Raw genomic sequence first — 12,820 nt, 5'->3', positions numbered from 1 at the left:
AATGCAACGAGTACGAAGTTTTCAAACAACTGATACTGGAACCCTTTACCTAGTCCCAACCCCAATTGGCAATCTAGGAGATATAACTTTTCGGGCCCTGGATATCTTTAAAGCAGTTGACCTAATTGCGGCTGAGGATACTCGCCACACCCAGCAGTTATTAAATCACTTTGAGATTAAGCAACGCTTGGTTAGTCTCCATGAACATAACTACGAACAACGGGTTCCCCAACTAATTGCTGACCTCCAAAAGGGGTTGGACGTTGCTCAATGTAGTGATGCGGGGATGCCATCCATTTCTGATCCGGGGAAAGAATTAGTAGCCGCCGCAACCCAAGCGGGGATCCCAGTGGTGGCTTTACCGGGACCTAATGCGGGCTTAACGGCCTTAATTGCCTCGGGGTTAGTGCCGCAACCCTTTACTTTCTATGGCTTCTTAGAGCGTAAGCACCAACAACAGGTTACCGCCTTGTTAAAGCTTAAACAACGTCCGGAAACTTTGATCTTTTATGAGGCTCCCCACCGGCTAAAGAAGACTCTACAATCAATGGTAGAGGCCTTTGGGGAAGAGCGACGGGTCGTTTTAGCCCGGGAATTAACCAAACGGTACGAAGAATACCTTCGGGGTACCCTGGGGGAGGCCTTGGCTTGGGCGGAAACCGAAACCGTTCGTGGAGAATTTGTCGTTCTCGTTGCCGGAAATGACCACCCGGATAAAGCACCAGCTGCCCAAGGAGCGGCAGACCCAATCCAGCAAATCAACGCGGAAGTTGCCAGGGGGCTATCGACAAATGCGGCCATTAAATTAGTGGCCAAACAACGGGGGCTTAAACGCCAAGAACTTTATCGGCAGTATCACGGGTTGAATGATTGATTTGCAAGGGGGAAGTCTGATGATTGCGAGTTACGAAATGAAACACCAAGTGCCATACTATGAATGCGACGCTACGGGCCACCAAACGCTTGCTATGTTATTTCGCCTCCTAATTCTAGCTTCTGAGGATCATAGCGACGCTTTGGGAGTTGGAACCGCCAAGATTAAGGAATATGATGGCGGTTGGGTAATTATCAATTATGCGGGCGATGTGGACCGTTTACCACGGGAAAACGAAACAGTAACGATTAAGACTTACGTGGAAGCTTATAATCGTTTTTTTGTTGTTCGGACCTTTGAAGTTTATGATGCTGACGGTAAGCAATTAGTGAAGGTAAAGGGGATGTTTGCCTTTATGAACCTAACGACCCGGAAAGTAGCAAGCATTCCAGAACCCCTTATTGTTCCTTATCAGAGTGAAGAAAGTCGCCGCTTACCAAAGGTTGCCCGGCCGCAATTAATGGCGAATGACCTAGCTTGGGAGAGGTTAGATTACCGGGTACGGTTCTTTGATATCGACCTAAATAACCACGTTAACAACGCGGTCTACTTTGATTGGTTACTAGATCCGCTCGGTGGGGAATTTTTGCGTCATCACCGCCTAGTTAATCTAAAAATGAAGTATGACCATGAAGTCCGGGCCGGTGAAAAGGTTGATAGTCAATTCATTAAAATTGAAGAAAAGAACCAAATCATCACTCATCACCAAATTCAATGCCAAGGAAAAATTGCGGCGGAAGCGGAATTTGAGTGGAAATTGGTATAGTAGCCTAAGGAGCAAACTAGCCAACTGGTTTGGCCTTTGTAATCCTATGCAAGGCTGAATCGGTTAGTACGACCGTTAGGGAAGTAACCGCCATGCCGTTCCTGTATAATATTCAGCGATGAAAGCAAGAGAGGGGCTGGGGAGAAACTCGTGTTTCTTCCCAGCCCCTCTTCATCCCCGAAGGTTACTCAGTACTAAGATCAAAAAGCACGGCCTTAGCGGATCAGGGCGAATGAAAGGTCGATTTTAATGAATCAACTTCGTTTTGCTTATCCCAACCAGGCCGTCAAGGAGCTTTTTTCCCATCTTCCTCTCGTTTTTATTTTAGATCTTCACTAATCAAATCAAGTTCAATCGTGGCACATTCATGGTCGAGTTGTGGACGATCCTTATTTTCGGCGTGGGCCTTAATTAAATCAAGTTCTTTTTGAATGTTTTTTTCGAAACGTTGCATTGTGTAAATCCTCCATTAATGATCGTATTAACTTATTATTGGTAAGTCGATTTATATACTTATTAAATCTGATATGACACTATCATAATCAAAATTGGTATAGTTAGCAAGCCCTTTTAATATTACATTTTTGACAAGGGTTTATCAATCGTGGTCTAGTAGGGATAAAGTGGTAAAATTAAAAAGTGGCTGTTAAAGGTTGATTTTTTGGCTAGATTTAGTTACAATCGGAATGTTGATTATTGACGATAGAAAAAAGGAGGCAGATAGCATGCGTAAAGCACATCCACATGGTGTACAAGGCCGTCGCCCAGTTGCTCCAAAGTACAAGCGGGCATTGAAGGAAAAGAAAATCGAAGAAATTCGTAAGTGGGCCAAGGAAAAGCCAGCTGACGAAAAGTAAATTTATCGATAATCAATTGCTAGTTAAGTTTTCTGAGAATGTTCAGAAGAATACTTGCAATTTGGTTATCAATCAGGTATTATAATACCTGTTGATAACGCGCCCTTAGTGTAATGGATCGCACGTGAGATTCCGGTTCTCGAGATCGGGGTTCGACTCCCCGGGGGCGCATTTGTTATATATAAATATATTTCGCTGCCCCAGTGGCGGAATTGGCAGACGCGCAACGTTCAGGTCGTTGTATGGGTAACCATGTACAGGTTCGAATCCTGTTTGGGGCATTAGACAACGAAAGAAGAGGTTAGGAAGAAGCACAAGTTTCTTTCTAACCTCTTTTTTTCATCCCCTAGTTTTATTTGCTAAGTTTGTAAAGGGGGTGATAGTTTGACCAATGCGATTTTGCGGATGGTAAAAGTTGCTTTTGACTTAGAAGTGTTATTGTCAAAGTAATATCTTTGGTGTAAAATAACAACGTTAGGGCGATCGATGGTATCGCTAGTAACAAATGAAAATTATGCAAAAAAGGCTAGTAATTTAGGGCCTGTTTATGTATAATAGTTAATGCTGATGCGCCCTTAGTGTAATGGATCGCACGTGAGATTCCGGTTCTCGAGATCGGGGTTCGACTCCCCGGGGGCGCATAATTAAACAGGATGAAGTAAAAGCTTCATCCTGTTTTTTCGTATATCGAAAATTTTTCCCGCGATGGATAAGCAGGTTGCGGGTAAAAAACTTGGGATGATGTGGTTCGCGGCACCTTGTGCGCAATCTGGTCTTATTTAGCATCAGAGAATTTTCAACGCAGCTTTTTCAATCAAAAGACCCAGCACTAAAGGGGAATGCTGGGTCAAGAGGAAAGGGGTTATTGGGTAATTTGAGTGTGAGTATCTGTATGGGTGTAATGCAGGGGATAATTTCTTTATTGCGCTTCGTAAACGAGGTGTTGGTTAACAAATTCGGTAAAGCCGATTTCACTCAATTCACGGCCGTAACCGGAGTGCTTAACCCCACCAAATGGAATTTCAGGTAAGGATGCCCAACCATCGTTGATCCAGGACATTCCTGTTTCAATCTTGGCAGCCACTTCACGGGCGTGCTTTACTTCACCAAAGACGGTGTTTCCAAGGCCATAGCTAGAGTTATTAGCTAACGCAATGGCTTCGTCTTCGGTCTTGTAAGTGTAGACTTCTGCTACTGGACCGAAGAGTTCTTGATCGAAAATGGGGTTGTTTTCGTCAATGTCAGTCAAAATAGTCGGTGGGAAGAATTGACCTGGTAAGTCAACTGGTTCGTGTTGGTAAGCTAAGGTTGCCCCACCGGCAATGGCGTCAGCAACTTGCTTTTCAAGCTTTTCCTTGGCCTTCTTGGAAGAAAGCGGAGCTAAGGTTGTGGAACGATCCAGTGGATCACCCATCTTAACGTTTGAGAAGACTTCCTTAACCATGGCAATAAATTGATCTTTCATGTCTTCTGGAACGAGGAACCGCTTGGAAGAAGTACATACTTGACCGGCGTTAAAGAGCCGTGCAAATTGAATCGTTGCCTGCAACTTGTCCAGATCAGCGTCGTTCAGAACAATAAAGGCATCGTTCCCACCAAGCTCCATCGTACTCTTCTTGAGGTGCTTTGCGGCTTCGGTAGCAACGGCTTTGCCACCTCGTTCAGAACCAGTTAAGCAAACGCCGGCGATGCGCGGATCCGCGATGATGTCGGCAACTTGGTCGTAGGAAATGAAGAGGTTGGTCAAGCTACCTGCTGGTGCCCCTGCTTCAGCAACCAAGTCACAGAAGGCTTGAGCAGAAGTTGGACAGTTGGCAGCATCCTTTAAGAGCATTGGATTTCCAACTAAGAAGTTTGGAATAAAGACCCGGGCGATTTGGTAGAATGGGAAGTTCCATGGTTCGACCGCCATCAATGCCCCGAGGGATTGCTTCAAAACATAAGCATTCCCAGACGCCGTGTAGATTGGCTTGGGTTGTAAGAACTCGTTGGCTTTGTCAACGTAGTAGTCACAAAAGGAAGCGCAAAGGTCAACTTCGGCTTCAGCTTCACCAATTAACTTTCCCATGTCGCGGACCATTAGTTCAGCGAGTTCCGTCCGGCGTTCCCGAAGTAATTCCCCCAAGCGAATGATCACGGCTTTCCGGGCTTCTAAGTCGTTGTCTTGCCGCCATAACTTGTAAAGGGCGTGGGCTTTGACTAAGGTTTGTTCAATTTCTTCGTTGGTCGTGTTTTCATATTCGTGTTCAACTTCATTGGTATATGGGTTTACAGTTTTGTATGCCATTTGTGCATTCCTACCTTTCGAAATTGGTTGATTATTGACTATGGCTATATTGTAACCGCTTTTTTAAATTTCACAAGTGCTTTGGTAATTAAAGATTAAATACACAATAGTTGTTAATTGGTATTGTTGTGATTGGTTGTGAAAAAAGTTGATTCTGACCGTTATTTCACAATAATTAACGCACAAAGTTGAGTAAATCATGTAACCAAAATTGATTGAGAACAATTAAAAACCCTGTTATTTTCACCGCTGAAGTTTGTGAAAATAAAAAAATAATAGCAAGGCTTTTGAACAGTCCTGCAAGATACAAAAAAAGCCGAAGCTAAATTCAGAAAACGAATTTGCTCCGGTTAATTTAGCTATTTAAATTGATAGCTCAGTTTGGCTGTTTGCTTAAAATGGGACCCGCGCTTCAATTGCTAAAGCAACTTCCATTGGTGAAAGAAGGTTGGTATCGATTGTGTAATTAGCGCAGGCTTGGTAGGCCTGGTGGCGTTGCTTTTTTAGGGCTTCAATTCCAGCTTGATCAAGCCCCTTGGCAAGCGGTCGGTTTTGGGTGTTGCCAAGCCGGGAGAGGGTTTCCTTAGCGTTAGCTCGCAGGTGGATAATCGGGACAGCGGAGTTTTGTAAGAGTGCCTGATTATCAGCACGTAATGGCGTTCCGCCACCAGTTGCCAAGATTCCTGGTTGATCAATTACGGTCGCTAAGACTTGGTGCTCTAGCTTTCGGAAGTAGGTTTCACCGTGAGTCGCAAAGATTGCGGGGATCGTTTGGCCCGCCGCTTCTTCGATGGCTTGGTCGAGATCAATTACCGGGAGACCATGACGTTGTCCGAGGAGCTTACCAACGGTGGATTTACCGCTTCCCATAAAGCCGATTAAAATTAGTTTCATCCTAATCCCCCCGATCAATAATTTCGTAGTGTGGTGCTAAAACGGTGGCGGCTGTTTTGACTTCAGCTGCGGTCCGAAAGGTCAATTGAAGAATGCCGTCAATTTCATCCCGGACTTCTAAAAGTTGGATGTTAATTAAGGACAAGTGGTGGTTGGCCAAAAGATGAGTGACCTTAGCGATTGCGCCAACCTCATCCGATAAGTTTAAAAAGAGATCGTAGAAAGGCGCCCGAGCTGGTTGATTGAGTTTTTCTCGACTAACCTTAGCTTGATTGAAGAATTGGTGGATGGCGGTTTGATCTCCAGCTCCAATTGCTTGATCAATCTGGTGTAACTGGTCGATAAAACCGGTAAGTTGTTGGCGGATGATGGATCCGTTTGCCTGTAAGATCGCTGTCCACATGGTCGGATCTGCCGCCGCAATCCGGGTCACTGACTTAAAGCCCCCGGCCGCAAGCCGCATCCCTAAGGGTTGGGTCTTAAACCGCTGATTAGTTTGGTTAACTAAGGCTGCCGCAATGATATGGGGGAGGTGGCTAATCTGGCTTACAATTTGGTCATGCTCTTGGGGCGTGACCGTTAACCACTTAACATGGGTGGCACTAAAGAGGTCCTGGATTTGTTTAGTTGCTTTTAGATGGCCGTTTGGGACCTGAAAGTAAAACGCATTTTCAAATAGGTCGGGTCGGCCCGCTTGGACACCACTTTTATGGGAACCAGCCATTGGGTGGCCGCCGACAAAGGCAACCCCCTGAGCTAATAATGGTTGGGCCGCCTTAATCACGGTTGACTTGGTACTACCGACGTCGGTGATAATCACCCCGGGTTTCAAGTTTAACTTGGCAAGGGTTTTTAAGTCAGCTTCGATTTGACTAACGGGACTGGCTAAAACAATAAAATCAGCTCGTTCTACCTGGTCAAAACCGATCGTGGCTTGGTCGATAATCCCGTGATCTAAGGCATAGGCGGTTGTCCCGGCTTGTGGATCACTGGCCAAAATCTCCATCTTTGGATGGGCTAACCGGATTGCTTGGGCCAAGGAACTGCCAATTAAACCTAGGCCTTTGAAAAAGACAGTTATCATGCTTAAGCCTTCTTTCTAAACCTTGCTAGATCAGTAAAGAATTCCGGATAGGAAACTGCCACCGCGTCCGCGTGTCCTAACGCTAGAGGCCGGTCGGCTTTGAGGGCCGCAATCGCCAGCATCATCCCGATCCGGTGGTCACCGTGACTATCGAGCTGGGTGTTTTTGATTGTCCAGTGAGGACGCCCGGTAATGATCATTCCATCGGGAAGTTCGGTAACTTGAACGCCAAGTTTTCGAAGTTCAGCACTCACGGTCGCAATCCGGTCGGTTTCTTTGACCCGGAGTTCACTAGCTCCAGTAATCTTACTGGTGCCCTGCGCGCAGGCCGCCAAAAGCGCGACCAGGGGAAGCTCATCGATGACAGCCGGAATATCAACGGGTCCCAAGTTAATTGGCTTTAAGGAACTACTTTGAATGGTTAAGTCGCCAATTGGTTCGCTAGCACTAGGGTATTCAGTAACGGTAAGCTGAGCCCCCATCTGCTGGAGAACGTTCAAGATCCCGGTCCGCGTTGGGTTGAGGTTGACTCCGGTAAGGGTGATTTGGGAATGGGGAACGATTGCTCCCGCGACTAAGAAGAAGGCCGCTGAGGAAATATCCCCTGGCACCGTAACGGTTTGTCCCTGTAAGTGGGGTGCGGGATGAACGGTAATTGTCCGCTGGTCACTTGCTGTAGTTATGTCAGCGCCAAATTGGCGTAACATTAACTCGGTGTGGTTCCGGGTTGGAAGTTTTTCGATGATCGTAGATGGCCCATCGGCTTGGAGAGCGGCGAGGATTAAGGCGCTCTTAACCTGAGCGGAAGCTACTTGTAATTCAACCGTAGCGGGGTGGAGGATCTGACCAGTGATTGTGGCGGGTAAGGTCCCCGCTGGACTTAATCGGACTTGACCGCCAAAAGCCTTCAAAGGTTCGGTTACCCGTTTCATTGGCCGTTTTTGTAGGGAAGCATCCCCAATCATTTGACTTGCAAAGGGCCGTCCTGCTAAGAGTCCCATCATCAAGCGGGTAGTCGTTCCCGAGTTTCCCATTTGCAGGGGATGATTAGTGGCGTGGAGCCCAGCCCAGCCTTGTCCATGGATTAAGACTTCATCTTGAGCTTGTTCGATCTGTACTCCCAGCTTCCGGAAGGCTTGGAGCGTCCGGAGGCAGTCTTCACCGGCTAAAAAGTGGTGGATCTGGGTCGCGCCCTGACTAATGGCGCCGAGCATAACCGCCCGGTGGGAAATACTTTTGTCACCTGGGATGGCGAGGGTCCCGGCAAGACCGGTCGGGGCAGGTAAAAGTTGGGTCATTGGCTGTGTCCTTTCGTTGGTAAAATTTGGTACACACTCCAAAGCATCGGGGTGTGAATTGCTTTCAAAATGGTAATTTCCGGGTCAGCTGGTAAAAGGTTCTGACTAGTTAAGACGTATTCGCCGTTCAGTAAAAATTGGTTAGCCGCTACAACCTTGCTGGAACAGGCTTTAATTTGAATCTCCGGGGGCAATAATTGTCTTAATAAATCAGCCGTTGCCGGATGGCTATAGGCCAGTTTTGTCGTCCGGCCTTGATAGTGGGCGACTGCCATCGGTGCCAGTTCAAAAACAAAGCCGTCAACTAACTGGAGTTGGTTTAAGCTTCGATAATGAAGTTGCCCCCAACTGAGGCCAGTCGGGCTTTGATAGGCCGCCGGAATTAAGAGATAATCACCGGCCAAGTGATTGAGTTGATCATAAATCGCCGTAAAGCTAGGGTGGAGTTGGACCGTAAATTGGGGATGGGTGTTTAAATACGCCGCCGCGGCGTGAGCACTGTCAGTTGCCGCTGGGCCAAGAGTATGCAAGATCATTGGTTCATTTCCATGCGCCAAGCTTTGACTTGGTCTTGTAAGCGGGCGAGGTTGTCGCCTTCAAAAGCCTCCAGGATGGCCTTGGCAAGTTCAATTGCCACCACGTTTTCAACGACTAAAGCGGCCGGAACAATTGCCGTGGTGTCAGACCGTTCGACGTTGGCTTTCATGACTTCCTTCGTTTGGACGTCAACGGTTTGCAGGGCCTTATAGAGGGTCGGAATCGGCTTCATCGCCGCATTCACGACTAATGGCATCCCATTAGTCATCCCCCCTTCAAAGCCACCGAGGTGGTCGGAAAGCCGGTGGTAGCCAGTTTTTTGATCAAAGGCAATCGGATCCATGACTTGACTCCCGGGGCGGGTAGCAGCTTCAAAACCATCCCCGATGGCAACCCCCTTCATGGCGTTAATCCCCATCACGGCGCCGGCAATTTTGGCATCTAATTTAGTGTCCCAGCTAACGTAAGAACCTAAACCAACGGGGACATTTTCCGCGATCACCTTGATCAAACCACCCAGAGTGTCACCGGCCCCCCGGGTATCATCAATTAACTGGTGAATGGTATCGACCTTGTCGGGATCAGTAATCCGCAGGTCATTGGCGGCGGTGACCGCCTTGATTTCTGCGACGCTTTTTAGGGGTTGCTCTGCTGGCACGGGGCCAATCTGGCGGACGTAACCAACGATTTGAATGTCCAGAGCGGCTAAGAGTTGTTCACAGACGTTGCCAATGGCGACCCGCATGGCAGTTTCGCGGGCTGAGGACCGTTCCAAGACGTTGCGCATATCGTTATGGCGGTACTTGAGGCCCCCGACTAAGTCAGCGTGACCTGGGCGGGGCCGGGTCACTTTCCGGGTCGTGTTTTCCGGCGTAGCGGGAGCTGTTGGGTCCATGATCGCACTCCAATGGGCGTGGTCGCGGTTGTGGATGACTAAGGTAATCGGTGAACCCAAGGTTACCCCGTGACGGACCCCACCGAGGATTTCGACTTGGTCATGTTCGATCTTTTGGCGGTTACCCCGGCCGTAGCCCCGTTGGCGATCAGCTAAGGCGGCGTTAATTTGGTCGACGTCAAGGGTTAAGCCGGCCGGAATCCCTTCGATAATTCCCGTGAGTTGAGGGCCGTGTGATTCGCCGGCAGTAAGATAAGTAAATGTCATGACTTCCTCCCATTATTGTCGTTCTAAGGCCCGTGATTGGGCCATAATCGTTTTAAAAACTTGTTGCAAGGGTTCTTTTAATGATGGATCTGCCTTCCCAACTTGAGCAAGGATTTCGGCTTCCCGTTGCGGATCGCAAACCGGTAACTGGGTAGTTTGTTTGAGATTGCCCACCTCAGTCACTAGGTTAAAGCGTTGAATTAACAACTGTTCTAATTGCTGGTTAATGGTGTCAATTTCGTGGCGGAGTTGGTTTAAATCAGCCATCTTAATCCCTCCTTACTTTGTCTGGTGCAAACCGGCCAAGCCAATCACGATTACCGTACCAACCAGGCCAACGATTAAGTCACCTGAGAAGGCGAGGGCAATACTTTGGGCAGATAAGAGCCCGGTAATTAGTGGAACCGTAAAGGAAGCAATACTGCCGAAGAAGTAAAAGGCGCCAGTGATCATTCCGTGGTGACTGGGGAAAAGCTTCATGAAGACCGTTAATCCGGTTTGCATGGCCCCGCCAGCCGCCGCAAACCCAAAGATAAGACTAGCCAGGTTAGCTAACCAAACGATCCGGCCGGCAAAAACCAAAATCGCTAACGCAACCACGGCCGTTAAGTTCAAAGTGATCAAAAGCTTTAGTTCGCTAACGGCACGGTTTAAGAGAATAAAGAGAATAATCACTCCGGTGATGGAACCGATACTGTAGAGGGATAAGATAAAGTGAGCCGCCGTTTCGCCGAAGTGAAGTTGTTGCTGGGCAAAGAGGGTGATCCATTGGGTAAACCAGATCATCAAGGCCATTGAGGTGTAGCCGTAACCGAGTAATAAGATTGTAGCGACAACTTTTTTAAATCCTCGTGGACCGTGACTAGTTTGACTAACGGCTTGGTTAAGTTGCTTTAGTTCGGCGTGGTTAGGAAAACGAACGGTTAAGACGTTGATGAAATTTAAAACGATGATGGTAGCCATCACAATGAAGGACCAGCCAAACCACCATTCGTGATTTGCTAGGGTCGCAACTAAGATGGGGAGGATAAATTCCCCGAGGGACATGAACCCCTTCAGTAAAATTGTGCCATCACCTCTCCCATGGTTGATTTCAACTAAAGTCGTGTAGGTTCCGGCATCGAGCGCTGAGTTGGCGATGCCGGCAAGGATGGCGAGACCGTAAGCGACGGGGATGGAAGGGCTCATCACCATCCCAACGGCAAAGACTAGGTAACACAACATCCCGATGACGACGAAGAGTTTCCGACTTAAAAGGTCGGCTAAACTCCCAGTGATTAGGTAAGCAATTAAACGACCAACCCCAATCCCGGAAATCACGAAGGAGACGGTCTTCAATGGCACGTTCCAACTATTTCCGAGGGCGGTCATGTTTTGGGCAAGGATGATAATCCCAAACCCGTGAATTAAGTAATTTAAGTAAAGAGTAAGTGATAAACGCCATTTATTGATATTCACAGTCGTTTGACTCCCTGGGGCAATTTCCATTATGGACCTCCTAAATTAATTATCACGAGGGAAACGAAAAAAACCAACTAGCATGCTTTGGGGGACGCAATCTAGTTGGTTTTCAAGTTAATATTGATTGGAGTAAATGCTACTCACTAACTTGACCCTGCTAGATTAGTACCTAGCAGAAGTCGTTAAAAGATGACTTTGCTTCGGTACGAACGCCCGCGTCCGTACCGAAATGGCCGGACGATTACTTAAAATAAGCAAAGCCAAAATAGAAACTCGTCATCGTTAGATTAAGTAACATTCTTAAAACTCCCTTCGAAATTTGTTGGTTATATTAAAACATTCTCATTTGGTGATGTCAAGAAGAAGATTAAAAAAGAGAAGCTGGAAAATTGGACGCGGGAAGTAATTATGATTGCCAGAATTCCTCGGCGAGGCGTTCACCTTGATCGATTTTAGCCCACTGTTGGTCAATCGTTAGTTCATTGCCTTCGTCACAAGAGGCAAATCCACACTGATGAGAGAGATAGAGCCGATTCTTATCCAGAATAGTGGCTGCCCGATTAAGAAGACGACGAACCCGATCTTCATCATCAAGTTCAGCTTGTTTACTTGAAAGTAGACCAAGGACCACTTCTACTTCTGGTCGATTTTGAAGGACTTTGAGGGCCGCCAGATCCCCGGCCCGTTCATCATCCCACTCCAAGAAGAAACGATCGTAGTGTTGTTCACCGAGAAATTTCTTGGCGATGGTCGTATAGGAGCCGCCGGCAGCGTGACGGGAGGCGTAGTTGCCCCGACAATTATGGGTCCATACTTTTAGACCAAGTTGGTGGCCATAGTCGGCAACCGCATTGTTAATCGTAATGAACTCATCGGCAAGGCCGGCAACCTTGTTGTCATCCCCCTTAAAGAAGGATTGTTGATTATCGGAAGCAAAGAGTTCCCAAAGGCAGTCGTCAAATTGAATGATTTCGCCCCCGGCAGCTTTATATTCAGTTAAAAATTCCTTATAAGCGTTAATTAAGCCATCGCGAAGGTCGGCTGCTGTCTGATAGACTTGGTCGTCTCCATAGAGATGATCAAAGATGGATAATTCGGTATAAGCGTGGGCGGCACCCCAAACGGTTGTTTTAATCGTTTGGTTAGGGGCGAGTGCTTTAAGTTCTTTGAAGATATCAATAAAATGGTGCCCCTTACCTGAAAGGGGAGCGGTGATGCGGACACCGATGTCTTTACGGGTTTCATAGGCGGATCCATCATGATCTTCAAAGGTGTATCCGTGGTCAGCAATGTAGCGTTCCACTCCCTGAAGGCCCCAGATAAAATCAAGGTGCCACATTGACTTGGAGTATTCGCCATCGGTAATGACCGAAATGCCGTGATCAAGTTGATCCTTAACGACTTGTTTAATCGCAGCCGTTTCAGTTGCTTGATAACCAGGAAAGTCATCATAAAATGGATAGGTAATGTCATCCCGTTTTTCGATGGCGCGTTTGTACTTCAATAATTCAGGGGTCCGCAGTAGTGATCCTACCAGTTGAAATCGATTAGTTGCCATGTTTTTTCCTCCTCGTGCTTTAAGTTGACATTAGTATAACAA

At 47.2% G+C, this 12,820-nt stretch carries 13 protein-coding genes and 3 tRNA genes; 6 read left to right on the top strand and 10 right to left on the bottom strand.

The annotated features are described in order from the left end of the window. Window position 1: 1 nt before the first annotated feature. The gene (gene rsmI, locus GTO83_RS08680) at window positions 2-874 is read left to right on the top strand and encodes a 16S rRNA (cytidine(1402)-2'-O)-methyltransferase (protein ID WP_180870460.1); all 873 of its coding nucleotides are present in this window, start codon (window positions 2-4) and stop codon (window positions 872-874) included. Between the two features lie 19 nt (window positions 875-893). Further along, complete coding sequence (locus GTO83_RS08675; protein WP_180870458.1) at window positions 894-1,640, top strand: acyl-[acyl-carrier-protein] thioesterase; 747 nt, start codon at window positions 894-896, stop codon at window positions 1,638-1,640. 319 nt (window positions 1,641-1,959) lie between these two features. Here GTO83_RS08675 and GTO83_RS11010 read toward each other — a convergent pair whose 3' ends face one another. Further along, window positions 1,960-2,094 (bottom strand): hypothetical protein, encoded by a 135-nt coding sequence (locus tag GTO83_RS11010; RefSeq protein WP_255463119.1) that lies wholly within the window; start codon window positions 2,092-2,094, stop codon window positions 1,960-1,962. Between the two features lie 271 nt (window positions 2,095-2,365). On the opposite strand from GTO83_RS11010, the gene GTO83_RS11005 reads away from it, so the two are divergent. The 4 genes from GTO83_RS11005 (at window position 2,366) to GTO83_RS08660 (ending at window position 3,138) form a co-directional block, all read left to right on the top strand. Beyond that, window positions 2,366-2,497, top strand: coding sequence for a hypothetical protein (locus tag GTO83_RS11005; RefSeq protein WP_006916985.1), 132 nt, complete (start codon window positions 2,366-2,368; stop codon window positions 2,495-2,497). 99 nt (window positions 2,498-2,596) lie between these two features. Then, window positions 2,597-2,668 (top strand) — tRNA-Arg (locus GTO83_RS08670). A gap of 26 nt (window positions 2,669-2,694) precedes the next feature. After that, window positions 2,695-2,778 (top strand) — tRNA-Leu (locus GTO83_RS08665). 288 nt (window positions 2,779-3,066) lie between these two features. Next, a tRNA-Arg gene (locus GTO83_RS08660) sits at window positions 3,067-3,138 on the top strand. Between the two features lie 278 nt (window positions 3,139-3,416). Here the strand turns inward: GTO83_RS08660 and GTO83_RS08655 are convergent. The 9 genes from GTO83_RS08655 to GTO83_RS08615 all read right to left on the bottom strand — a co-directional run bounded on the left by GTO83_RS08655 (window position 3,417) and on the right by GTO83_RS08615 (window position 12,778). After that, complete coding sequence (locus GTO83_RS08655; protein ID WP_180870456.1) at window positions 3,417-4,784, bottom strand: NAD-dependent succinate-semialdehyde dehydrogenase; 1,368 nt, start codon at window positions 4,782-4,784, stop codon at window positions 3,417-3,419. Between the two features lie 393 nt (window positions 4,785-5,177). Next, window positions 5,178-5,678, bottom strand: coding sequence for a shikimate kinase (locus GTO83_RS08650; protein WP_180870455.1), 501 nt, complete (start codon window positions 5,676-5,678; stop codon window positions 5,178-5,180). A 1-nt stretch (window position 5,679) separates the two neighbouring features. Continuing rightward, window positions 5,680-6,762: a prephenate dehydrogenase gene (locus tag GTO83_RS08645; protein WP_180870453.1), complete on the bottom strand. Its 1,083-nt coding sequence runs from the start codon at window positions 6,760-6,762 to the stop codon at window positions 5,680-5,682. A 2-nt stretch (window positions 6,763-6,764) separates the two neighbouring features. Next, window positions 6,765-8,060, bottom strand: a complete 1,296-nt coding sequence (gene aroA / locus GTO83_RS08640) for a 3-phosphoshikimate 1-carboxyvinyltransferase (protein WP_180870451.1) — start codon at window positions 8,058-8,060, stop codon at window positions 6,765-6,767. Further along, window positions 8,057-8,596 carry a hypothetical protein gene (locus GTO83_RS08635; RefSeq protein ID WP_180870449.1) on the bottom strand — a complete coding sequence of 180 codons (540 nt, stop codon included), beginning with the start codon at window positions 8,594-8,596 and terminating at the stop codon, window positions 8,057-8,059. The genes aroA and GTO83_RS08635 overlap by 4 nt, the downstream gene beginning before the upstream one ends. Then, window positions 8,593-9,759 carry a chorismate synthase gene (aroC, locus tag GTO83_RS08630; protein ID WP_180870447.1) on the bottom strand — a complete coding sequence of 389 codons (1,167 nt, stop codon included), beginning with the start codon at window positions 9,757-9,759 and terminating at the stop codon, window positions 8,593-8,595. Before aroC ends, GTO83_RS08635 begins: the two co-directional genes overlap by 4 nt. A 12-nt stretch (window positions 9,760-9,771) precedes the next feature. Beyond that, window positions 9,772-10,026, bottom strand: coding sequence for a chorismate mutase (locus GTO83_RS08625; RefSeq protein ID WP_180870445.1), 255 nt, complete (start codon window positions 10,024-10,026; stop codon window positions 9,772-9,774). Between the two features lie 12 nt (window positions 10,027-10,038). Continuing rightward, the gene (locus GTO83_RS08620) at window positions 10,039-11,247 is read right to left on the bottom strand and encodes an MFS transporter (RefSeq protein ID WP_180870443.1); all 1,209 of its coding nucleotides are present in this window, start codon (window positions 11,245-11,247) and stop codon (window positions 10,039-10,041) included. A gap of 379 nt (window positions 11,248-11,626) precedes the next feature. Beyond that, window positions 11,627-12,778: a cobalamin-independent methionine synthase II family protein gene (locus GTO83_RS08615; RefSeq protein WP_180870441.1), complete on the bottom strand. Its 1,152-nt coding sequence runs from the start codon at window positions 12,776-12,778 to the stop codon at window positions 11,627-11,629. Between the last annotated feature and the right edge of the window lie 42 nt (window positions 12,779-12,820).

The organism is Lactobacillus sp. 3B(2020) (assembly GCF_013487845.1).
GTDB classification, from domain to species: Bacteria; Bacillota; Bacilli; order Lactobacillales; family Lactobacillaceae; genus Limosilactobacillus; species Limosilactobacillus alvi.
The sequence above is the reverse complement of the archived record's forward strand: the minus strand, read 5'-3'. Positions and strand labels throughout refer to the sequence as shown.

Coding starts and splice junctions, on each gene's coding strand:
- aroA (WP_180870451.1), bottom strand. CDS start 8,060: ATGACCCAACTTTTACCTGCCCCGACCGGTCTTGCCGGGACCCTCGCC.
- GTO83_RS08635 (WP_180870449.1), bottom strand. CDS start 8,596: ATGATCTTGCATACTCTTGGCCCAGCGGCAACTGACAGTGCTCACGCC.
- GTO83_RS11010 (WP_255463119.1), bottom strand. CDS start 2,094: ATGCAACGTTTCGAAAAAAACATTCAAAAAGAACTTGATTTAATTAAG.
- aroC (WP_180870447.1), bottom strand. CDS start 9,759: ATGACATTTACTTATCTTACTGCCGGCGAATCACACGGCCCTCAACTC.
- GTO83_RS08675 (WP_180870458.1), top strand. CDS start 894: ATGATTGCGAGTTACGAAATGAAACACCAAGTGCCATACTATGAATGC.
- GTO83_RS08625 (WP_180870445.1), bottom strand. CDS start 10,026: ATGGCTGATTTAAACCAACTCCGCCACGAAATTGACACCATTAACCAG.
- GTO83_RS08650 (WP_180870455.1), bottom strand. CDS start 5,678: ATGAAACTAATTTTAATCGGCTTTATGGGAAGCGGTAAATCCACCGTT.
- GTO83_RS08645 (WP_180870453.1), bottom strand. CDS start 6,762: ATGATAACTGTCTTTTTCAAAGGCCTAGGTTTAATTGGCAGTTCCTTG.
- rsmI (WP_180870460.1), top strand. CDS start 2: ATGCAACGAGTACGAAGTTTTCAAACAACTGATACTGGAACCCTTTAC.
- GTO83_RS08620 (WP_180870443.1), bottom strand. CDS start 11,247: ATGGAAATTGCCCCAGGGAGTCAAACGACTGTGAATATCAATAAATGG.
- GTO83_RS11005 (WP_006916985.1), top strand. CDS start 2,366: ATGCGTAAAGCACATCCACATGGTGTACAAGGCCGTCGCCCAGTTGCT.
- GTO83_RS08655 (WP_180870456.1), bottom strand. CDS start 4,784: ATGGCATACAAAACTGTAAACCCATATACCAATGAAGTTGAACACGAA.
- GTO83_RS08615 (WP_180870441.1), bottom strand. CDS start 12,778: ATGGCAACTAATCGATTTCAACTGGTAGGATCACTACTGCGGACCCCT.